Source organism: Klebsiella sp. Q2, from assembly GCF_009900705.1.
In the GTDB taxonomy this organism is placed as follows: Bacteria; Pseudomonadota; Gammaproteobacteria; order Enterobacterales; family Enterobacteriaceae; genus Klebsiella; species Klebsiella quasipneumoniae.
Genome location: NZ_JAAABE010000011.1, coordinates 1 through 21,622 on the forward strand (window position 1 = coordinate 1; position 21,622 = coordinate 21,622).

The following is a 21,622-nucleotide window of genomic DNA, read 5'->3' on the forward strand; positions in this document are numbered from 1 at the left end:
CATGTGTTAGGCCTGCCGCCAGCGTTCAATCTGAGCCATGATCAAACTCTTCAATTTAAGTTTGATGCTCAAAGAATTAAACTTCGTAATGAATTACGTGTTCACTCTTGAGACTTGGTATTCATTTATTGTCCGAAGACATTAAGAATCCATGTCACTTTGAGTGCCCACACAGATTGTCTGATAAATTGTTAAAGAGCAGTTGCGACGCGCTTTAGCGCTCTGTCGCGAGGTGGCGTATATTACGCTTTCCTCTTTCAGAGTCAACCCGTTTTTCAGGATTTTTCTCTTCAACCGAACCGGCTGTTTGTGTGAAGTGATTCACATCCGCCGTGTCGATGGAGGCGCATTATAGGGAGTTCTCGAGCGCCCGCAATAGAAAAATGGCAGAAAAATGACTGACTGCTGCATTCCCCAGCAAAACCCCGCTTTATACCTCGTTACACACAGAATTATCCACAGGAGAGCGTAAAAACATGACCGCCAGCCCCGTGGATCGCCAGCTATATAGAAGGAGATTCACCGGCCTGGAGAGAAAGATAAAAATTCGCGAGCGTTGCGCAAACGTTTTCGTTACAATGCCGCGCTATGACACGGATGCCCGGTTGGGTGCGTTAGGTGAGTTTTTAGGCAAAAACTCACCTAACGCTCTCTGTAATGTTCAAATCCTGGGGATTTAATACCATGCAACAACGTCGTCCAGTCCGCCGCGCTCTGCTCAGTGTTTCTGACAAGGCCGGTATCGTCGAATTCGCGCAGGCGCTTTCCGCTCGTGGTGTCGAGCTGCTGTCCACTGGCGGCACCGCTCGCCTGCTGGCAGATAAAGGCCTGCCGGTAACCGAAGTCTCTGACTACACCGGTTTCCCGGAAATGATGGATGGACGCGTGAAAACCCTGCATCCGAAAGTACACGGCGGCATCCTCGGCCGTCGCGGTCAGGATGACGGCATCATGCAGCAGCACGGGATCGCGCCTATCGATATGGTGGTCGTTAACCTCTATCCGTTTGCCCAGACCGTCGCTCGCGAAGGATGCTCGCTGGAAGACGCGGTGGAAAACATCGATATCGGCGGCCCGACCATGGTCCGCTCCGCGGCGAAGAACCACAAAGACGTCGCCATCGTGGTGAAGAGCAGCGACTACACCGCCATCATTAATGAGATGGACGCCAACGAAGGCTCCCTGACGCTGGACACCCGCTTCGACCTCGCCATTAAAGCCTTCGAACACACCGCCGCGTATGACAGCATGATCGCCAACTACTTCGGCAGCATGGTTCCGGCCTATCACGGCGAAAGCAAAGAAGCCGCTGGCCGCTTCCCACGCACCCTGAATCTGAACTTCATTAAGAAGCAGGATATGCGCTACGGCGAAAACAGCCACCAGCAGGCTGCCTTCTATATAGAAGAGAATGTCAAAGAAGCTTCCGTGGCAACCGCTACCCAGCTGCAGGGCAAAGCGCTCTCCTATAACAACATTGCCGATACCGATGCGGCGCTGGAGTGCGTGAAAGAGTTCAACGAACCGGCCTGCGTGATCGTTAAGCACGCTAACCCATGCGGCGTTGCCGTTAGCGACTCGATCCTCGACGCCTACGATCGCGCATACAAAACCGACCCGACCTCCGCGTTCGGCGGCATCATCGCCTTCAACCGCGAACTGGATGCCGACACCGCGCAGGCGATCATCTCTCGCCAGTTTGTCGAGGTGATCATCGCCCCGTCCGCCAGCGAAGAAGCGCTGAAAATCACTGCCGCGAAGCAGAACGTCCGCGTACTGACCTGCGGTCAGTGGGATGCGCGCGTTGCCGGTCTCGATTTCAAACGCGTTAACGGTGGTCTGCTGGTTCAGGACCGCGATCTCGGTATGGTCACCGCGGGTGAACTGCGCGTGGTCAGCAAACGTCAGCCGAGCGAGCAAGAGCTGCGCGATGCGCTGTTCTGCTGGAAAGTGGCGAAATTCGTCAAATCCAACGCCATCGTGTATGCCAAAGACAATATGACCATCGGCATAGGCGCCGGTCAGATGAGCCGCGTCTACTCGGCGAAAATCGCCGGAATTAAAGCCGGTGATGAAGGTCTGGAAGTGAAAGGCTCCGCCATGGCCTCTGACGCCTTCTTCCCATTCCGCGACGGGATTGACGCCGCGGCAGCGGTCGGCATCACCTGCATTATTCAGCCGGGCGGCTCTATCCGCGACGACGAAGTGATTGCCGCCGCTGACGAACACGGCATCGCCATGATCTTCACCGACATGCGCCACTTCCGCCATTAATTCATGGAGCAGCAGATGAAAGTATTAGTAATCGGCAACGGCGGGCGCGAACACGCCCTGGCCTGGAAAGCGGCCCAATCGCCGCTGGTTGATACCGTCTACGTCGCGCCGGGCAACGCCGGTACCGCGCTGGAGCCGTCGCTGCAAAACGTCGCCATCGGCGTTACCGATATTCCGGCGCTGCTTCGCTTCGCCCAGGATGAAAATATCGACCTGACCATCGTTGGCCCGGAAGCGCCGTTGGTCATTGGCGTGGTTGACGCGTTTCGTGCCGCCGGGCTGGCCATCTTCGGGCCAACCGAAGGCGCTGCGCAGCTGGAAGGTTCGAAGGCCTTCACCAAAGATTTCCTTGCTCGTCATCATATCCCGACGGCGGAATATCAGAACTTCACCGACGTTGAGCCAGCGCTGGCTTATCTGCGCGAGAAAGGCGCGCCGATCGTCATCAAAGCCGACGGTCTGGCGGCGGGTAAAGGCGTTATCGTGGCGATGACCCTCGAGGAAGCCGAAGCGGCGGTCAAAGACATGCTGGCCGGTAACGCTTTCGGCGACGCCGGACACCGCATCGTCATTGAAGAGTTCCTCGATGGCGAAGAGGCCAGCTTTATTGTGATGGTCGACGGCGAGCACGTCCTGCCGATGGCCACCAGCCAGGATCACAAACGCGTCGGCAACGGCGATACCGGCCCGAATACCGGTGGGATGGGCGCTTATTCTCCGGCGCCGGTCGTGACTGATGAAGTCCATCAGCGCACCATGGAGCGGATTATCTGGCCAACCGTGAAGGGCATGGCCGCGGAAGGCAACACCTATACCGGTTTCCTGTATGCCGGTCTGATGATCGACAAGCAGGGCAACCCGAAGGTCATTGAGTTCAACTGCCGCTTTGGCGATCCGGAAACCCAGCCGATCATGCTGCGCATGAAATCCGACCTGGTAGAGCTGTGCCTCGCCGCCTGCGCGGGCAAGCTGGATGAGAAAACCTCCGAGTGGGATGACCGCGCGTCGCTGGGCGTGGTGGTTGCCGCCGGCGGCTATCCGGGCAACTACAACACGGGCGATGAGATCCATGGTCTGCCGCAGCAGGAAGCGGCAGACGGTAAAGTCTTCCACGCCGGCACGAAACTGTCTGACGACCAGCGCGTGGTCACCAACGGCGGTCGCGTACTGTGCGTCACCGCCCTGGGCGATACCGTAGCGCAGGCGCAGCAGCGCGCCTATCAGCTGCTGACCGACATTCGCTGGGACGGTAGCTTTAGCCGTAGCGATATCGGCTGGCGCGCCATCGAACGTGAAAAGGCTAACGGCTAAGTTTCGCCAGCAGCGTTTTCCGCGTAATGCCTAACTGACGGGCGGCTTCGGTTTTGTTGCCGCCCGTTTTTTCCAGCGCCGCCAGAATCACCTCTTTCTCCACTTCCACTAACGGCTGAATTCCCCCCTCCTCGCTCCCGCCTGATGGCAGCGGCGTACCGGCGATCGCCAGCGGCAGTTCTCGCTCAGAGATATAGTTTCCGGTCAGTAGCACCACCGCCCGCTCCACCGCGTTTTCCAGCTCGCGAATATTGCCCGGCCAGGGGTAGTGGATCAGCAGGTCCATCGCCTGTGGCGTGAACCCCTTTACCGCCTTACGATTGCGTTCGGCATAGCGTTTGAGAAAGTGCTGCGCCAGCTGCGGAATATCTTCCCGGCGCCGGCGCAGCGGCGGCATCTCAATAGTCACGACGTTCAGGCGGTAATAGAGATCCTGGCGAAAACGCCCGGCGCTGACCTCTTCGGCGAGGTTGCGGTGGGTGGCGGCGATCAGCCGCACATCAACGGCAAGCGTCTGGTTGCTGCCGACACGCTGCACCTCCCGCTCCTGAATCGCCCGCAGCAGACGCACCTGCATCAATGGCGAGATATCGCCAATTTCATCGAGGAACAGCGTGCCGCCATCCGCTTCGACAAAGCGCCCCTCACGTCGCCGCTCCGCGCCGGTAAACGCCCCTTTTTCATGGCCGAAGAGTTCCGACTCCAGCAGCGACTCATTCAGCGCCGCACAGTTGAGCGTCACCAGCGGCTTATCACCGCGCCCGCTGCAGGCGTGGATGGCGCGCGCCACCAGTTCCTTACCGGTTCCCGACTCCCCATGGATCAGCACCGTCGCGTCCGAAGGGGCTACCAGCGTAATTTCGTTAAGAAGCGCCTGCATCGCCGGGCTGTCGCCAATCATGCCCCACCGTAGATCCGTCGCAACGCTGGGGTCGCCCTCGCTATGACGGGTGTGTGCCAGTGCCTGGACTAACGTCTGCTGTAACGTGTCAAAATCCAGCGGTTTAATCAGATAATCCAGCGCCCCGGACTTAATGGCCTCCACCGCCGTATCGACGCTGGAGAACGCCGTCATGATCAGCACCGGGATCGCCGGGTTATAGGCTTTTATCTCTTTTAACGTTGCGATACCGTCCAGCTCCGCCATGCGAATATCGCACAGTACCAGGTCGAAAACCTGATGATGGATCTGCTCCAGCGCCTGCCGGCCGTTGTGGGCTAATGCCACCTGATAGCCCCAGCCGCGCAGCAGCGCCTGCAAGATCGTGCAGTGGCTGATGTCATCATCGACAACCAGAATCTGTACCTTATCGCTGCTCATCTTCCCTCCGTTGAGCATCCAGCGGTAGCCAAAGCGTAAATATCGCTCCAGCCCCCGGCTGACTTTCGGCGCGGATCGTCCCGCCATGTTGTTCGATAATATTCTGCACCACCGCCAGCCCCAGCCCGGTGCCGTCCGCCTTGGTGGTGAAATAAGGAGTGAAGATGGCCTGTAGCTCTTCATCGCTCATCCCCTTACCGCTATCCTTAACGACTATTTTCATACGTCGCCGATCGGCTTCACTTGCCGATACGTGAATGACGCCGTCGCGGCCAATCGCCTGCATCGCGTTCAGGTACAGGTTCAACAGCACCTGGTTCAGGCGGTCGGCATCGGCGTTGATCGTGGAGAGCTCCGGGCGCGGCGTAAATTGCAGCGCGATCCCGCGACTCTGCGCATCCTGGCTAACCAACTGCAATGAGTGGTGGATAAGCGCGTTAATATCCACCGGCTGGTAATTTAAATGCGCGGGCCGGACCAGCTCCAGCAGCTCACTGACCACCCGATTGAGGCGGTCGGCCTCTTTGGCCATCACCTGCGCTAACTGATGTGACTCACCGCCCGGCGGCGTGCGCTCGGCAAAATATTTTGCCAGCCCTTTAATCGACGAGAGCGGATTGCGGATCTCGTGCGCCACGCCTGCCGCCAGATGGCCAAGTGCCAGCAGTTTCTCTTTGCGGGCCATCGCCTCCAGCAGTTGTTTCCGTGAGCGGCGATAGCGGCGGAACCAGAACTGGGCAAGGATCGTTGCCGCTGTCACCAACGCGGCGGCGCCCAGCATGATGGCCATATTCCGCTGCCCCCTGGCCTGCGCGGCATCCAGCTCGCGGCTATCAAAGGCGATAAAAATCACCTGCGGGATACTGGCTTGAGCCAGGGCGCTGTTGCCGCGATTCATCATGCCCATATGGTGGCCGCGGGCCGGATTGAGCGGGCGAAACTGGCGATAGATCTCCATGGCCGGCTGCGGCTCGCTAAGCCGCCGCCAGCGAGCCTGTTCGCCAACCGCCAGCGCACGCATCTGCGCGGGGCTGTAGAGCGTTTGACCCACCTGCTGCGGATCGCTGTGGGCGATGATGGCGCCATTGTCATCAGTCACCGCGAACCACAGGACGCCCGGCTGCCAGGCCATCTCTTCCAGCAGGGCCTGCAGCTGCGCGTGGTGCATCCGCATTCCCATGCCAACGCGCGTGCCGGACTCCAGCGCGCGGATCAGTACGCTCCCCTTCTCCTCGATAGTTTGTCGGGCGGCGGTCGTCTCACGACCGTAGTCGCGGACGATCATCGCGGAGAACAGCACCACCAGCAGCACTACCGTACCGGTCAGCAGCCAGCTCAGCGCGCCAGCGGCAGCGTCCCGGGAAAAAGGTTTGATCTTCATCGGCGAGTCCTTGTCATCTCCTTTTCGCTATCAGCAGGATCTTTCAGCAGAAATCATGCCATGTTTCCGCGCGGCCAAACCTGCTCTCAAACATATCGCCTGCGCTTTAGCGAGTAAAAATGACTCGCCGGTCCCGGGCGGAACGGGTCATTTTTACTCGCTCTTCTCTTTAACGGCCTCGGCAGGCCTGCACGGACGGGCTTTTTCAGGCTGGCATGAAAGATGCAATACCGAGAGAAACCACACAGGAGAAAATGCCATGAAACGGAACCGTACCTTACCTCTCGCCCTCGTTACCTTAGCCGCGCTGACCTTCGGCAGCAACACGGCCTGGGCCAACCACCACTGGGGCAACAATAACGGGATCGGCAACCAGGGCTACAGTCAGCTGACCCAGGAGCAGCAGGCTACCGCGCAAAAGCTGCATAACGATTACTATGAGCAAACCAGCGCCCTGCGCCAGCAGTTGCAGTCCAAACGCTATGAGTACAATGCGTTGCTCACGGCGCAAAAGCCGGACAGCGGCAAGATTGAAGCCGTCGCTCAGGAGATGGAAGGCTTACGCCAGAAGCTGGATCAGCAGCGGGTGAAATTAGATCTCGCCCTGGCTGAGGCTGGCGTTCCCCGCGGCGCAGGAATGGGATATGGCGGCTGTCGCGGTAGCGGCGGCGGTCATATGGGCATGAATCACTGGTAAAGGTTAGAAGCTTTTTTCCGTCGGCTGCCAGGTGCAGAAGTTTTCATTGGCCACCAGCAGCAGTTGAGAGCCTTCCGGCGCCTCCAGCCAGGCAATGCTCACCGCGGCGGAAGCGTGGCTCTGCCGACGTTCAATGTGCGCCAGAGCCCGACTATCGAGGTCGGGCGTGACCGTCTGCCCTTCACAGGTCAGCACGGTATGCGCGGCGGCGTTCCAGCGTCCCTGACGCAGGACGACCCGTCCCTGGCGGAGGGCGTCGCTGGTCTGGCGGATCTGCTCGGCGCGATAACGGTACAGCGCGACCTGGTCGCTGGAGAGTTGCTGCTTCTGCCCGTCAACTTCCCGCTGCATAAAGCTAAGATCGCCCTGCGCGTCGAAGCGGGCACGAATATGTTCCGGCGGCTTGCCGTAGACATTGAGTTCAATCAGCGTCAGCTGATCGCCCTGCCAGCGATATTCGCTGGTCGAGGTGTCCCCGTGACGCCACGGGCTGAAGGCGGCGAGAAGATGGACTTCATCGCCAGAATCTTTACGCCAGATACGCATCGCCCCCTGGTTGTCCGCATAACCGCTGGCGGTAAATGGTGGTAGCGACGCGTTATGGCTGCAGGCAGTCAGCAACAGGATGCCCGCCAGCGCCAGAGGCCGGCGCCAGACAGACAAAAGGGGCTTAATAGCCCCTTCGATAAAACTGTTCACTGCCACGCGGTCTTACTTAACTGCGTCTTTCAGTGCTTTGCCAGAAACAAATGCCGGCACGTTAGCTGCAGCGATTTTGATCTCTTTACCGGTCTGCGGGTTGCGGCCAGTACGCTCAGCGCGGTGGTTCACTTTGAAGGTACCGAAACCAACCAGTTGAACAGCATCACCTTCTTTCAGAGACTCAGTAATTGCAGCCAGGGTAGATTCCAGGGCAGCTTTAGCCTGTGCTTTGGACAGGTCAGCTTTGTCCGCAATTACATCAATCAGTTGAGTCTTGTTCATAAGTTATCCTTACAATGTGTTTATCGCTTGCTAAGCATCGAGTGCGACGGAAATGCCAAAAAAGCACCCTCCTGCATACACGCACCGATAGCCACTTTTTTTCGCCCTCCAAATGTAGACCAGACGGGGGGCGGAATGGAAGCCTTCAGACGCTACAATTCAGGCGGTAAATCACGTTTTCTGGTCTCACTGCTGAAAATTTATACCAATATTGCTCTCGCCGGCCTCACGCAGGTCCGCGCGCAGGCCTTTTATCAGCTCAAGGTCACGCTCTTCGCAGTCGGCCAGCAGGCGGAAAATTTCCCACTGAATGTCCCATTCCTGCTCTACCGCCGGGTTCGCTTTCAGCTCTTCGTCGGTCATTTCGCGACCTTCCTGGGTCATTTCCAGCATCGCCACGGTGGTGATAGAGGTTTTGCTCACCTCGATCGCGTGCTCGAGCGTTTCGCCGCTCAGACGTGAATGGATCAGTTCGCTCAACGCCACGCAGGCGTCTATGGCCGGATAAACACCGTACAGGTCGAAATCATCTGCCGCCGGGATCGCCTCTTCCAGTTTCTCCAGCTGACTATCGAAATTCACCTTCGCATCTTTGACCGTCAGCGTTTCCCAGATCAGATCCAGGATACGACGGTACAGCTGGCCGTCGCCAAACTCGGTTTGCTTGCAGAACATCGCGTAGTTGGGGTACATACGCTCGCACAGGCAGGCCATAAAAGTGACATGCTGCCAGCTTTCCAGCTTCTCCAGGCGCAGGTGAATCGGGTTTTGTAACATGATGAATTCTCGAAGTCAGAAATTAGGCGCAGTGTACCTGAATCAGCTGTGATTTGCTTGCCAACGCACAAACGACGGACGGCGGGAAGCCACCGCATCGGCCCAGCGCGTCGGTTCGGGCAGACGATAGCCTCGCATGCAGCGTTCGACCCACATTAAAGCGCTGTCCATGCCTACCCGGTGGCCGGTGCTAATAAACAGCGGGTTGCAGCGCACTTTGCTGCGCCAGACCCAAGCCAGTTGCTCATTTTTATCCATCAGCGGGGCCAGCGCACCGGGCTCATCACCCAGGTCGCCGATTTTGCCGCACAGCCGTTTTTTCGCCACCCCGATGGTCGGCACGTCGATCATCAGGCCAAAATGGCTGGCGACGCCGAGCCGCCGGGGATGGGAGATACCGTGGCCGTCAACAAACAACAGGTCCGGTTTTTGCGAAAGCTGCTCCCACGCCGCCAGCAGCGCAGGGGTTTCGCGAAACGAGAGAAAGCCGGGAATATAGGGCATGGAAGTGGCGACGCGCGCCACCTGATACTCCACCAGCTCCAGTTCAGGCCAGGTCAGCAGCACCATCGCAGCCCGGGTGATCTCCCCTTCCTGCTCAAACCCGACATCCGCACCGCCGATCAATACTGGCGGGTCGCGATCCAGTCGATCCGCCCGCTCTACCGACGCGGCTAACTGTTGCTGTTGGATACGGAGTGCGGCTAAATCCATATGGCTGATCTCCTACTGGTGATAGGGTGCGGAAAGACGATGCACCGCTTCAACAAAGACGCCCGCATGCTCAGGGTCAACGTCCTGATGGATGCCGTGGCCGAGGTTAAAGACGTGGCCTTCCCCCTGACCAAAGCCGGCGAGGATGGTCGCGACTTCTTCTTCAATACGCGCGGGGGGCGCATAGAGCATGGACGGATCCATGTTGCCCTGCAGCGCGACTTTGTCGCCCACGCGACGACGGGCATCGGCAATATCGGTGGTCCAGTCGAGACCCAGCGCGTCACAGCCGGTCTCCGCCATCGCTTCCAGCCACTGACCGCCGCCTTTGGTGAACAGGGTCACCGGCACGCGGCGGCCTTCGTTTTCCCGCAGCAGGCCATCGACGATTTTATGCATATAGTAGAGGGAAAACTGCTGATAGTCGCGACCGGTCAGCACCCCGCCCCAGGTGTCAAAAATCATTACTGACTGCGCGCCGGCTTTGATCTGCGCGTTGAGGTACAGGGTGACGCTCTTCGCCAGTTTATCCAGCAGCGCGTGCAGCGCCTGCGGTTCGGCGTACATCATCTTTTTGATGACGGTGAAAGCCTTACTGCTGCCACCTTCCACCATGTAGGTCGCCAGCGTCCATGGGCTACCGGAAAAACCGATCAGCGGCACTTCGCCTTTCAGTTCACGGCGAATGGTGCGCACGGCATTCATCACGTAGCCCAGTTCCTGCTCGGGATCCGGGACTGGCAGCTTGTCGACGTCGGCTTTGCTTTTCACCGGCGAGGTGAAGCGCGGGCCTTCGCCTGCCTCAAAGTACAGCCCCAGTCCCATGGCGTCCGGGATGGTCAGGATGTCCGAAAAGAGGATCGCCGCGTCCAGCGGATAACGACGCAGCGGCTGGAGCGTCACTTCGCAGGCCAGCTCGGCATTTTTACACAGCGACATAAAGTCGCCCGCTTGCGCACGGGTGGCTTTGTACTCCGGTAAATAGCGGCCCGCCTGGCGCATCATCCACACCGGGGTGACATCAACCGGCTGACGCAGCAGCGCGCGCAGGTAACGATCGTTCTTCAGTTCGGTCATTTTTACATTCCTTTAGCGTTGATACGCCCAGTGTAACATGTCACTCGAACTCTGCCCGACACATCGCGACGGTATCTTCGATAAGCCGGCGCGCCACCGTACCTGGCGGCGGCAGAAGCGGCAGATCGTCATAGCGGTACCAGTCCGCGCTGAGTAACTCTTTTTTATCCACCACGATATCGCCCCCTGCGTAATCCGCCATAAAGGCAGTCATCAGCGACTGGGGGAACGGCCAGGGTTGAGAAGTCACGTAGCGCAGATTTTTCACCTTGATACCGCTCTCCTCCATCACCTCACGGGCGACCGCCTGCTCAAGGGTTTCGCCAACCTCGACGAACCCGGCCAGCACGGTGTGTACCCCATTGCGATGTCGGGTATGTTGCGCCAGCAGGATCGCATCGTCGCGACGGATAGCGACGATAATGCACGGGGCGATTTGCGGGTAGTAACGTTCACGGCAGTGGCTGCACAGCATCGCCCATTCACTTTTACTGGCATGCATCGGGTGGCCGCAGTAGCCGCAAAATTTATGCGATCGGTAAAATTCGGCAAGCTGGATCCCTCGCCCCGCCAGCTGGAATAGACCCGGATCCTGATCCAGCACCTGGCGTAACGATCCCATGTCATGGCGGCGATCCTGGCGCACCATCCAGACGGGCTCCCCCTGCCATTCGCCAATATGCAGCGCATGCTGGCCGACAAGATCGAAATTAACCGCTTCGCCATGTGGTAATTCTCCACCAGGCAACCATAATTTTTGTTCGTGACTGACAACCCACCAGCCGCGATCTAATTTTTCAATAATACGATCCATATCTATTGCACTACCTTTGCTTCACTGGCATGTTGTTAACATTATATTTACATTTTGGTGAGCAGATTTAAATCAAAACTAGCGGAGTCAATCATGCTAAACCAGCTGGAAAATCTGACGGAGCGCGTTGGCGGTAGTAATGAACTGGTCGATCGCTGGCTACAAGTGCGTAAGCATCTGCTCGTGGCTTACTACAATCTGGTTGGCCTGAAACCGGGCAAAGAGTCGTTTATGCGGCTAAACGAAAAGGCGCTGGATGACTTTTGCCAAAGTCTGGTGGATTACCTCTCGTCCGGTCATTTTAGTATTTATGAACGCATTATTGGCGAAATGGAAGGCGATACCCCACTTTTAGCCGCCACCCGGCTTTACCCGCAGCTGGAAGCCAATACCCAGCAGATGATGGACTACTACGATACCTGCCTCGAAAACGCCATTGATCATGATAACTACCTTGAATTTCAGCAGGCGCTGTCGGATATCGGCGAGTCGCTGGAAGCGCGTTTCGCCCTGGAAGATAAACTGATCGCCCTCGCCGTCGCCCATCACCTGAGCGATGAGGTGCGCGATAATATTGCCCCGACCGCTTGAGTTGTGCGCAATTAACGAGTAGTTTACCTCCATTCCCCCTCCCCGGAGGGGATGTCATCTTGTCGGAGTGCTTATTTTCCATGTGAAGGCTACATGGAAAAGGCTGAGACCGTTAATTCGGGATCCGCGGAACCTGATCAGGCTAATACCTGCGAAGGGAACAAGAGTAAACTGCTGTTCGCGTCAGTCCGTCAGGGCCGATCGCATCTGTTACTCCATCCGTCGTCTGACAAGCCATGTCCTTTATATCTGGAATGCGCTATGTCTACTACCAAACTGACCCGTCGTGAGCTACGCGAGCACGCGCAGCGATTTATCGATACGCTGGAAGGCGCTGCTTTTCCTAATTCGCGCCGTATCTACATTCAAGGTTCACAAGCGGATATCCGCGTCCCAATGCGTGAAATCCAGCTCAGCCCGACCCTCGTCGGCGGCGATAACGATAACCCCCATTACGAAGCCAACGAACCTATCCCGGTGTATGACACCTCCGGGCCTTATGGCGACCCGGATATTGGCATTGATGTCCGCCAGGGGCTGGCCAGGCTGCGCCAGCCGTGGATCGACGCACGTAATGACTGCGCCCCGCTCAGCGAACGCAGCTCGGCCTATACCAAAGCGCGGCTGGCCGATGACGGCCTCGATGAGCTGCGCTTCAATAGCCAGCTGACGCCAAAACGCGCCGTTGCCGGCAAATGTGTTACCCAACTGCACTACGCCCGCCAGGGGATCGTCACCCCGGAGATGGAGTTCATCGCCATACGCGAAAACATGGGCCGTGAACGTATTCGCAGCGAAGTTCTGCGCCAGCAGCATGCCGGAGAAGGCTTCGGCGCCCGCCTGCCGGAAAACATTACCCCCGAGTTTGTCCGCGATGAAGTGGCCGCCGGGCGCGCCATCATCCCGGCCAATATCAACCACCCGGAGTCTGAGCCGATGATTATCGGGCGCAACTTCCTGGTAAAAGTGAATGCTAATATCGGCAACTCGGCGGTGACCTCCTCCATCGAAGAAGAGGTCGAGAAACTGGTCTGGTCTACCCGCTGGGGCGCCGATACGGTGATGGATCTCTCTACCGGCCGCTATATCCACGAAACCCGCGAGTGGATCCTGCGTAACAGTCCGGTCCCCATCGGCACTGTGCCGATTTACCAGGCACTGGAGAAGGTCAACGGCATCGCCGAGAACCTCACCTGGGAAGTCTTCCGCGATACCCTGCTGGAACAGGCCGAACAGGGAGTCGACTACTTCACCATTCACGCCGGCGTACTGCTGCGCTACGTCCCGATGACCGCGAAGCGTCTGACCGGCATCGTCTCGCGCGGCGGCTCGATCATGGCCAAATGGTGTCTGTCGCACCATCAGGAAAACTTCCTCTACCAGCATTTCCGCGAAATCTGCGAAATCTGCGCCGCCTATGACGTTTCGCTGTCGCTGGGCGATGGCCTGCGCCCCGGCTCCATTCAGGATGCCAACGACGAAGCACAGTTCTCCGAGCTGCGCACCCTCGGCGAGCTGACGAAAATCGCCTGGGAGTATGACGTGCAGGTGATGATCGAAGGTCCCGGCCACGTGCCGATGCAGATGATCCGCCGCAATATGACCGAAGAGCTGGAGCACTGCCACGAAGCGCCGTTCTACACCCTCGGGCCGCTCACCACCGACATTGCGCCGGGCTACGACCATTTCACCTCCGGCATCGGCGCGGCGATGATCGGCTGGTTCGGCTGCGCCATGCTGTGCTATGTCACGCCGAAAGAGCATCTCGGCTTGCCCAACAAAGAGGATGTGAAGCAGGGGTTGATTACCTACAAAATCGCCGCCCACGCCGCTGACCTGGCGAAAGGCCATCCAGGGGCGCAGATCCGCGATAACGCCATGTCGAAGGCGCGCTTCGAATTCCGCTGGGAAGACCAGTTTAACCTCGCGCTGGATCCGTTCACCGCTCGGGCCTATCACGATGAAACCCTGCCGCAGGAATCCGGCAAAGTTGCCCACTTCTGCTCCATGTGCGGTCCGAAATTCTGTTCAATGAAGATCACTCAGGAAGTCCGCGACTACGCCGCCAGGCAGGCCATCGACGCCGGCATGGCCGATATGTCGCATCACTTCCGCGCCCGCGGCGGCGAAATCTACCTGAAACAGGAGGAAGTCTGATGTATCAGCCTGATTTTCCACCCGTCCCGTTTCGTCTCGGGCTCTACCCGGTAGTGGACAGCGTGGCGTGGATTGAACGCCTGCTCGAAGCTGGAGTACGCACCCTTCAGTTACGCATCAAGGACCGACGCGACAGCGAGGTGGAGGATGACGTCATCGCCGCCATCGCCCTTGGCCGCCGCTATCACGCCCGGCTGTTCATTAACGATTACTGGCGACTGGCGATCAAGCACCAGGCCTACGGCGTACATCTCGGACAAGAAGATCTGGAAACCACCGATCTGAGCGCCATCCGCAAAGCCGGGCTACGTCTTGGCGTCTCCACCCATGACGATATGGAGATTGATATCGCCCTGGCGGCGCGTCCCTCTTACATCGCTCTGGGTCACGTCTTCCCGACGCAAACCAAACAGATGCCCTCCGCGCCGCAGGGACTCGAGCAGCTTGCCAGACATATCCAACGCCTGGCGGATTACCCCACCGTGGCGATCGGCGGAATTAGCCTTGAAAAGGCCCCGGCGGTGCTGGCGACCGGCGTCGGCAGCATCGCAGTGGTCAGCGCCATCACCCAGGCGGCGGACTGGCGGGCAGCGACCGACCAGCTGCTGGCGCTGGCAGGAGCGGGCGATGAATGATCACGACTTTATGCGCTATAGCCGCCAGCTGCTGCTGGAGGATATTGCCATCGAGGGTCAGCAGAAGCTGTTAGCCAGCCGGGTGCTGATTATCGGCCTTGGCGGGCTGGGCTCCCCGGCGGCGCTCTATCTGGCCGGGGCTGGCGTCGGGACGCTGACCCTGGCCGATGACGACGCCGTGCATCTCAGCAATCTGCAGCGGCAGATCCTGTTCACCAGCGCGGATATCGATCGGCCAAAAGCCGCGGCGGCAAAGACGCGGCTCAGCCAGCTAAATCCGCAGATCACACTGGTTGCGCTCCAGCAGCGCTTAAGCGGCGAGGCGCTGCGCGCCGAGGTGGCGAAAGCGGACGTGGTGCTGGACTGTACCGATAACATGGTCACCCGCCAGGCGATCAATGCCGCCTGCGTGGCCCTCGACATCCCGTTAGTGACCGCCAGCGCCGTCGGCTTCGGCGGTCAGCTGATGGTGCTCACCCCCCCCTGGACGCAGGGTTGCTATCGCTGCCTGTGGCCGGATAGCGACGAACCGCAGCGCAACTGCCGCACCGCGGGGATCGTCGGTCCGGTGGTCGGCATGATGGGCACGCTGCAGGCGCTGGAGGCCATTAAGCTGCTCAGCGGCATGACGACGCCGCGCAACACTCTGCGGCTGTTCGACGCCCGCACCAGCAACTGGCGTAACCTGGCGCTACAGCGTTCCCGGGACTGCCCGATTTGCGGAGGGCGGCATGCAGATCTGGTTTAACGACGAGCCGCTGGCATGCGCCGACCATCTCAGCGTCAGCGCCCTGCTGACCCAGCTCGAACAGCTGCAGCCGGGCGTCGCGCTGGCGCTCAATCAACACATTCTGCCGCGCGACCGGTGGGAAGATCATCTCTTGCAGGAAGGCGATCGAGTCCTGCTTTTTCAGGTTATCGCTGGAGGCTGACATGTTACGTATTGCAGACAAAACATTTGAATCCCATCTTTTCACCGGTACCGGCAAATTCGCCGCCCCGGAGGTGATGGTTCAGGCGATTCGCGCCTCGGGCAGCCAGCTGGTCACCCTGGCGATGAAGCGCGTCGATTTACGTCAGCACAATGACGCCATCCTCGCCCCGCTGTTGGCGGCGGGAGTCAGCCTGCTGCCGAATACCTCGGGCGCCAAGACAGCGGAAGAGGCGGTGTTTGCCGCCCGCCTGGCGCGGGAAGCCTTGGGCACCCACTGGCTGAAACTGGAGATCCACCCGGACGCCCGCTGGCTGCTGCCCGACCCGATTGAAACCCTGAAAGCGGCGGAGCTGCTGGTCCGCGAAGGGTTCGTGGTGCTGCCCTACTGCGGCGCCGACCCGGTGCTGTGTAAACGGCTGGAAGAGGCTGGCTGCGCGGCGGTGATGCCCCTGGGCGCGCCGATCGGCTCCAATCAGGGGCTGGAAACCAAAGCCATGCTGGAGATTATTATCGAACAGGCGACGGTGCCGGTGGTGGTCGACGCCGGCATCGGCGTTCCGAGCCATGCGGCGCAGGCGCTGGAAATGGGCGCGGACGCGGTGCTGGTCAATACCGCTATTGCCGTCGCCGACGATCCCGTGGCCATGGCCCACGCCTTCCGTATGGCGGTCGAGGCCGGCTTGCTGGCCCGTCAGGCCGGACCGGGGGCGCGCAGCGCGCAGGCGCAGGCCACCAGCCCGCTCACCGGATTCCTGGAGGCGCTGGCATGAAAACCTTTAGCGATCGCTGGCGGCAGCTGGAGTGGGACGACATCCGCCTGCGCATCAACAGTAAAACCGCCGCCGATGTCGAACAGGCGCTGGCGGCCAAACAGCTGACCCGCGACGATATGATGGCCCTGCTTTCGCCAGCGGCGGCCGGGTATCTTGAACCTCTGGCCCAGCGCGCGCAGCGGCTTACCCGCCAGCGCTTCGGCAATACCGTCAGCTTCTACGTGCCGCTGTATCTCTCCAACCTGTGCGCCAACGACTGCACCTACTGCGGCTTCTCGATGAGCAATCGCATTAAGCGCAAGACGCTGGATGCCGCCGAGATTGCCCGCGAGTGCGCCGCGATCCGCGACATGGGTTTTGAGCATCTGCTGCTGGTGACCGGTGAGCATCAGGGCAAGGTGGGAATGGATTATTTCCGCCAGCACCTGCCGGCAATCCGCAGCCAGTTTGCCTCGCTGCAGATGGAGGTACAGCCGCTGGCGACCGACGAGTATGCCGAGCTGAAAACCCTGGGGCTCGACGGGGTGATGGTCTATCAGGAGACCTATCACGAAGGTATGTACGCCCAGCACCATCTGAAAGGGAAAAAACAGGATTTCTTCTGGCGGCTGGATACGCCGGATCGCCTGGGCGAGGCGGGGATCGATAAGATCGGCCTTGGCGCGCTGATCGGCCTTTCCGACAGCTGGCGAGTGGACTGCTTTATGGTCGCTGAGCACCTGTTGTGGCTGCAGCAACGCTACTGGCGCAGCCGCTATTCGGTCTCCTTCCCGCGTCTGCGTCCCTGCGCCGGCGGCATTGAACCAGCCTCGCTAATGGATGAGCGTCAGCTGGTGCAGACCATCTGCGCCTTCCGCCTGCTGGCGCCGGAGGTTGAGCTGTCGCTATCCACCCGCGAATCCCCCTGGTTCCGCGACCGGGTGATCCCGCTGGCGATCAATAACGTCAGCGCCTTCTCCAAAACCCAGCCCGGGGGTTACGCCGACGATCATCCGGAGCTTGAGCAGTTCGCGCCGCACGATGGCCGTCGACCTGAAGAAGTCGCCAGCGCGCTGGCTGCCCGCGGCCTGCAGCCGGTATGGAAAGACTGGGACAGCTGGCTGGGACGCGCCTCGCAAACCTCATGATGAACAGTGTAAGCGCCTGATATTTTTGCGCGCCTGCACGAGAGATGAAAAACGGAGGCTGGCCCGCCAGGCGCCCTTTTTCTATTCTGCCCGGGTCGGCAGCGGACGCTGACCAGGGCGAACCTTTTCTTCCTCATTTTCGCCCTGCCTCTCCGCGCTGAACGAGGGCCTGTGCATTATCGCCGAATATAAATCACGATACATGAAGGCCTCAGAGTTATAATTGAGCAATAGTTAACTGATTCGATCGGCAGGCGCCGCAGTCACAACCTGCGTTCGGACCCATGGTTTATACATCCGGGACGATTAACGATTCATGGCTCTACACAACAGAAAGCTCTCTTTCACGACGCCGATCGTCGTGGGGTTTGCCGGCATCTTGCTCAGTTTTATGCTGATCGCTATTTTTGTCACCCTGGCGCAGCGGAAAGATTTTCTTGAAGATTATCACGACATTAACCGCAACTTTACCCACAACCTGGCGATCAACTATACGGAAACCCTGCTGCGGGAAAATGATTTTATCCTTGGGCGCGCGGTCGCCTTCTTTGCCCGCAATGACGAACTGAATCGCGCAGTCAATGTGGAGCCGGGGAAAGGATTAACGACGCTGATGCAGTTACAGAACATGATGCCGAGCGTCTCATCCATCTCACTGGCGGATACCGAGGGCCACTATCTGCGCGCCCCGGAGGTGCTGGAAAATGAAGACAGCCGGGCTTTCGATCCCAGAACGCGGCCCTGGTTTATCAAACAGGCGGAAGCCAGCACCTTCAGCCACTACACCAGCCCATATATGGATTTTTTTACCCACCATCCTACGATTACCATTTTCAAACCCATCATCACCCCGGAAGGGAAACTCAAGGGCAGCCTGGCCTTTCATCTTGATCTCACCTCCATGGGGTTCGCGCTGCGTCAGATGGTGGCCCCCGTACAGGGCGAGTTTTTTGTGGTACAGCGTGATGGCAAAGTGGTCCTGCACTCCGACCCTGGTGCGCTGTTTAAACCCTTCGTCAGTAATGAGCTGATGGATAAAATGACCAGCGGCGAGGGGCAGCTTTACGATCCCGGAAGCGACACCTGGTATTACTATTACTCCTTTACCAATCCCGACTGGTTTGTGATTTTCCGTGTTGATAACACCACCCTGGTCAATCTGACGCGCCATGAAACCAATTTAGTGATCGGCGGTTTTGCCCTCGCGGCGATCATCATCATCCTGTTCGGCCTTTATCTGCGTCATGCCTCCCGCACCGTGCTGATGAATATCATCAATGCGATTAAAACCGGCGACGTCAAACGCGCCCCCCGCCTCGAGGCGATGCTGAGTAAAGCCATTGAAACTAATAAGCAGCGCGAGCTGACCTACGTCCGCCAGGCGACCATCGACGCGCTCACCGGCTGCAAGAACCGCCGCGCCTTCGATAGCGATATTGCCGCGCTGATGAACGATCATCAGCCGTTCGCCCTCGCGCTGGTCGATATCGATAACTTCAAATCGATCAACGACACCTGGGGTCACCTCAACGGCGATATCGTTCTGCGAAACGTCGCCCGTGAAGGACTGCAGGTCCTCCAGCCGCTGGAGATATCCCTCTATCGCTATGGTGGCGAAGAGTTCGCGGTGGTCTTTCCTGCCGAACATATTGATAACGCCCGCACGCTGCTGGAAACATGGCGGGTAAACGTCGAACGGCGCACCTGGCGCGAAGATGGCCTGACGGTCACCTTCAGCGCCGGGCTGGGGGAATGGAACATGGAGCCGCTGGATAAGCTGGTGGTAAGCGTCGATGAAGCGCTGTACAAAGCCAAACAGCAGGGTAAAAACCGCATCCTGCGCGCCTAGGTCTTCAGCGCCGCAACCGCCCACTTCGGTGGGCTTTTTTATTTTTTTCGGCAAAAATGAAACCGGTTTCAATTTTTGTGTGATGACTTACACACAATCACGGTAAAGCGGTTGTCGCATCGCCAGGGCCGCGATAAAGATAGGACATCACGGAACACAAGGGCCACTGACTATGAAGAATATCGTTTTGTGCTGTGCCGCCGGTATGTCTACCAGCATGCTGGTTCAGCGTATGCAAGATGCCGCGCAGAAGAAAGGTGTTGAAGTCTCCATCAAGGCCGTACCGGTCGCCGAGTTTAAAGATAATCTGGCCGCCGCCGACATTATTCTGCTCGGCCCGCAGGTGAAATATGAGCAGGCGAAGCTGCAGGCGCTGGCCGACCCGTTCGGCAAAAAGGTCGCCGTGATCGATATGATGGACTACGGCATGATGAAAGGTGATGCCGTTCTGGATAAAGCCCTTAAGATGCTGGAGTAATCGATGGAAGATTTAGAAACGATCATAATGGAGCTGCTGGTTAACGCGGGTTCTGCGCGCAGCGCGGCGCTCACGGCGCTACAGCTGGCGCGGAAAGGCGATTTTGCCGCAGCGGAGCAGGCCATGGCCGAGTCCCATGAGTTCGTCAAACATGCGCATAAAATTCAGACCCAGCTTATCGGCCTGGATGAAGGCAGCGGTAAGTTACCGGTCAACCTGATCACCGTGCATTCTCAGGACCATCTGATGAACGCCATGGTCATTCAGGATCTGGCGACCGATATGATTGAACTATACCGTCGCCTGCCCCTCGCGCAATAATCTCTCGAATTAAACGGGCGTCGCTGCCGGCGCCCGTCCCCGCTTACAGAAAGCCGTACATCGCCGCGAATACCCAGCCAAACACGCAGGAGACGCCAACGCCGATGAGCCCGGGCAGGATAAAGCTGTGGTTAATCACAAAGCGGCCAATATGGGTGGTCCCTGAGCGGTCAAACTGGATCGCCGCCAGATCGCTTGGGTAGGTCGGCAGTATATAGTAGCCATAGCAGGCCGGCGCAGAAGCCACGATATAGGCCGGATCAACGCCGATGGCCAGGGCCACCGGAACAATCGCCGCCAGCGCTGCCGCCTGCGAGTTCACAAACTTCGAAACCAGCAGCAGAACGATGGCATAGGCCCATGGATACTCTTTGACCATCTCCCCGAGCACGCCTTTAATCTCGGTCATGTGCGCGCCAAACATGGTCTCCGCCATCCAGGCGATGCCGTACACCGCGACGATAGCGATCATTCCCGAACGAAAGACCTCATTTTTGGAAATCGATGCCGGGTTGGTTTTAGTAATGATGATGATCAGCGCCCCGGAAAGCAGCATAAACATCTGGATCACCAGCACCATCGACAGCGGTTTACCGTCAAAGGCCGGACGCAGTTCAGAGAAGGCGCCAAGCAGCGCCACCACAGCGATGGAGGCCAGAAAAATCCACATCGCTATCCAGTTGCTGGTGGGCAGCTTTCTATCCAGCAGCGTCGCCGTATCGCCATAGACGTAATGGCGGTTCTCCGGTACCGCAATAAACGCCTGGAAGGCTTCGTCTTTATCCAGATCTTTGCCGCGGAACCAGCTGAAGATGCCGATCGCTAAGATGCCCAGCAGCGTGGACGGAATGGTTATCGCCAGCAGATCGAGAAACTCCAGATGTTTACCGTTAAAGGTAAAATTCCCCAGCATCGCCACCAGCGAGACCACCGCCACCGAGACCGGGCTGGCGATGATCCCCATCTGGGCGCCAATGGAGCTGGCGGCCATCGGACGCTCCGGGCGAATGTTATTCTTAATCGCCACATCGTAGATAATCGGCAGGATGGTATACACCACGTGACCGGTACCGCAGAGGATGGTCAGCGTGCAGGTGACGAAAGGCGCCACAATAGAGACATATTTTGGGTTACGCCGCAGCAGCTTCTCAGCAATCTGCAGCATGACATCCAGACCGCCGGATGCCTGCAGCGTCGCCGAGGCCGCCACCACCGCAATGATCACCAGCATCACATCAACCGGCGGTTTGCCCGGCTGGAGATGAAAAACAAAAACGAGGATCACCAAACCGATGCCGCCCAGCAGCCCCAGCGCAATACCGCCTTTTCGGGCACCATAAAACAGACAAATTAAGATAATAATGAGTTGTATCGCGAATTCCATGCAGCCCCCAGAGCCTGTCCGCT

The 21,622-nt window shown here is 58.6% G+C and carries 22 protein-coding genes and 1 riboswitch; of the genes, 13 read left to right on the forward strand and 9 right to left on the reverse strand.

Annotation, left to right across the window (positions count from 1 at the left end):
- Positions 1-684 precede the first annotated feature (684 nt).
- Complete coding sequence (gene purH / locus GT756_RS25110) at positions 685-2,274, forward strand: bifunctional phosphoribosylaminoimidazolecarboxamide formyltransferase/IMP cyclohydrolase (RefSeq protein WP_160125119.1); 1,590 nt, start codon at positions 685-687, stop codon at positions 2,272-2,274.
- 15 nt (positions 2,275-2,289) lie between these two features.
- Entirely contained in the window at positions 2,290-3,585 is a 1,296-nt protein-coding gene (gene purD, locus GT756_RS25115; protein WP_004206736.1) for a phosphoribosylamine--glycine ligase, read from the forward strand.
- On the opposite strand, the gene zraR is transcribed toward purD, so the two are convergent.
- Positions 3,575-4,906 carry a sigma-54-dependent response regulator transcription factor ZraR gene (gene zraR / locus GT756_RS25120; RefSeq protein ID WP_053810880.1) on the reverse strand — a complete coding sequence of 444 codons (1,332 nt, stop codon included), beginning with the start codon at positions 4,904-4,906 and terminating at the stop codon, positions 3,575-3,577. The two genes, purD and zraR, sit on opposite strands and share 11 nt — an antisense overlap.
- Complete coding sequence (zraS, locus tag GT756_RS25125; RefSeq protein ID WP_017901121.1) at positions 4,893-6,287, reverse strand: two-component system sensor histidine kinase ZraS; 1,395 nt, start codon at positions 6,285-6,287, stop codon at positions 4,893-4,895. Before zraS ends, zraR begins: the two co-directional genes overlap by 14 nt.
- Before the next feature lie 259 nt (positions 6,288-6,546).
- Between zraS and zraP the strand changes: the two genes are divergently transcribed.
- Positions 6,547-6,984: a zinc resistance sensor/chaperone ZraP gene (zraP, locus tag GT756_RS25130; protein WP_017901120.1), complete on the forward strand. Its 438-nt coding sequence runs from the start codon at positions 6,547-6,549 to the stop codon at positions 6,982-6,984.
- Positions 6,985-6,987: 3 nt separating this feature from the next.
- On the opposite strand, the gene GT756_RS25135 is transcribed toward zraP, so the two are convergent.
- The 6 genes from GT756_RS25135 to nudC form a co-directional block, all read right to left on the reverse strand.
- Positions 6,988-7,683, reverse strand: a complete 696-nt coding sequence (locus tag GT756_RS25135) for a DUF1481 domain-containing protein (protein WP_023319466.1) — start codon at positions 7,681-7,683, stop codon at positions 6,988-6,990.
- A gap of 12 nt (positions 7,684-7,695) precedes the next feature.
- Complete coding sequence (gene hupA, locus GT756_RS25140; protein WP_002884342.1) at positions 7,696-7,968, reverse strand: nucleoid-associated protein HU-alpha; 273 nt, start codon at positions 7,966-7,968, stop codon at positions 7,696-7,698.
- Positions 7,969-8,154: 186 nt separating this feature from the next.
- Positions 8,155-8,745 (reverse strand): YjaG family protein, encoded by a 591-nt coding sequence (locus tag GT756_RS25145; RefSeq protein WP_004206742.1) that lies wholly within the window; start codon positions 8,743-8,745, stop codon positions 8,155-8,157.
- A 42-nt stretch (positions 8,746-8,787) separates the two neighbouring features.
- Positions 8,788-9,459 (reverse strand): deoxyribonuclease V, encoded by a 672-nt coding sequence (nfi, locus tag GT756_RS25150; RefSeq protein ID WP_160125120.1) that lies wholly within the window; start codon positions 9,457-9,459, stop codon positions 8,788-8,790.
- A 12-nt stretch (positions 9,460-9,471) separates the two neighbouring features.
- Positions 9,472-10,536 (reverse strand): uroporphyrinogen decarboxylase, encoded by a 1,065-nt coding sequence (gene hemE / locus GT756_RS25155; protein WP_004206744.1) that lies wholly within the window; start codon positions 10,534-10,536, stop codon positions 9,472-9,474.
- 40 nt (positions 10,537-10,576) lie between these two features.
- A complete protein-coding gene (nudC, locus tag GT756_RS25160; protein ID WP_100051263.1) occupies positions 10,577-11,350 on the reverse strand; it encodes an NAD(+) diphosphatase in 774 nt (257 codons plus the stop codon).
- Between the two features lie 93 nt (positions 11,351-11,443).
- Here nudC and GT756_RS25165 point away from each other — a divergent pair, with 93 nt between their 5' ends.
- From GT756_RS25165 to GT756_RS25210, 10 genes are all read left to right on the forward strand, one after another.
- A complete protein-coding gene (locus GT756_RS25165) occupies positions 11,444-11,941 on the forward strand; it encodes an Rsd/AlgQ family anti-sigma factor (protein WP_004206746.1) in 498 nt (165 codons plus the stop codon).
- Between the two features lie 53 nt (positions 11,942-11,994).
- Positions 11,995-12,118: riboswitch (TPP riboswitch) on the forward strand.
- Between the two features lie 84 nt (positions 12,119-12,202).
- Entirely contained in the window at positions 12,203-14,098 is a 1,896-nt protein-coding gene (gene thiC, locus GT756_RS25170) for a phosphomethylpyrimidine synthase ThiC (RefSeq protein ID WP_023319462.1), read from the forward strand.
- Positions 14,098-14,733: a thiamine phosphate synthase gene (gene thiE, locus GT756_RS25175; RefSeq protein ID WP_017901116.1), complete on the forward strand. Its 636-nt coding sequence runs from the start codon at positions 14,098-14,100 to the stop codon at positions 14,731-14,733. Before thiC ends, thiE begins: the two co-directional genes overlap by 1 nt.
- Entirely contained in the window at positions 14,726-15,481 is a 756-nt protein-coding gene (gene thiF / locus GT756_RS25180) for a thiazole biosynthesis adenylyltransferase ThiF (protein ID WP_064178655.1), read from the forward strand. Before thiE ends, thiF begins: the two co-directional genes overlap by 8 nt.
- Entirely contained in the window at positions 15,465-15,665 is a 201-nt protein-coding gene (gene thiS, locus GT756_RS25185; RefSeq protein WP_017901114.1) for a sulfur carrier protein ThiS, read from the forward strand. The genes thiF and thiS overlap by 17 nt, the downstream gene beginning before the upstream one ends.
- A 1-nt stretch (position 15,666) precedes the next feature.
- Positions 15,667-16,437: a thiazole synthase gene (gene thiG / locus GT756_RS25190; protein ID WP_017901113.1), complete on the forward strand. Its 771-nt coding sequence runs from the start codon at positions 15,667-15,669 to the stop codon at positions 16,435-16,437.
- The gene (gene thiH, locus GT756_RS25195) at positions 16,434-17,567 is read left to right on the forward strand and encodes a 2-iminoacetate synthase ThiH (RefSeq protein WP_160125121.1); all 1,134 of its coding nucleotides are present in this window, start codon (positions 16,434-16,436) and stop codon (positions 17,565-17,567) included. Before thiG ends, thiH begins: the two co-directional genes overlap by 4 nt.
- Before the next feature lie 316 nt (positions 17,568-17,883).
- Positions 17,884-19,416 carry a sensor domain-containing diguanylate cyclase gene (locus tag GT756_RS25200; protein WP_160125122.1) on the forward strand — a complete coding sequence of 511 codons (1,533 nt, stop codon included), beginning with the start codon at positions 17,884-17,886 and terminating at the stop codon, positions 19,414-19,416.
- Positions 19,417-19,588: 172 nt separating this feature from the next.
- Positions 19,589-19,894, forward strand: coding sequence for a PTS sugar transporter subunit IIB (locus tag GT756_RS25205; RefSeq protein ID WP_002884150.1), 306 nt, complete (start codon positions 19,589-19,591; stop codon positions 19,892-19,894).
- Positions 19,895-19,897: 3 nt separating this feature from the next.
- Complete coding sequence (locus GT756_RS25210) at positions 19,898-20,215, forward strand: PTS lactose/cellobiose transporter subunit IIA (protein WP_004206755.1); 318 nt, start codon at positions 19,898-19,900, stop codon at positions 20,213-20,215.
- A gap of 43 nt (positions 20,216-20,258) precedes the next feature.
- Here GT756_RS25210 and dcuB read toward each other — a convergent pair whose 3' ends face one another.
- Positions 20,259-21,599 carry an anaerobic C4-dicarboxylate transporter DcuB gene (gene dcuB / locus GT756_RS25215; protein WP_004206756.1) on the reverse strand — a complete coding sequence of 447 codons (1,341 nt, stop codon included), beginning with the start codon at positions 21,597-21,599 and terminating at the stop codon, positions 20,259-20,261.
- Positions 21,600-21,622: the final 23 nt, after the last annotated feature.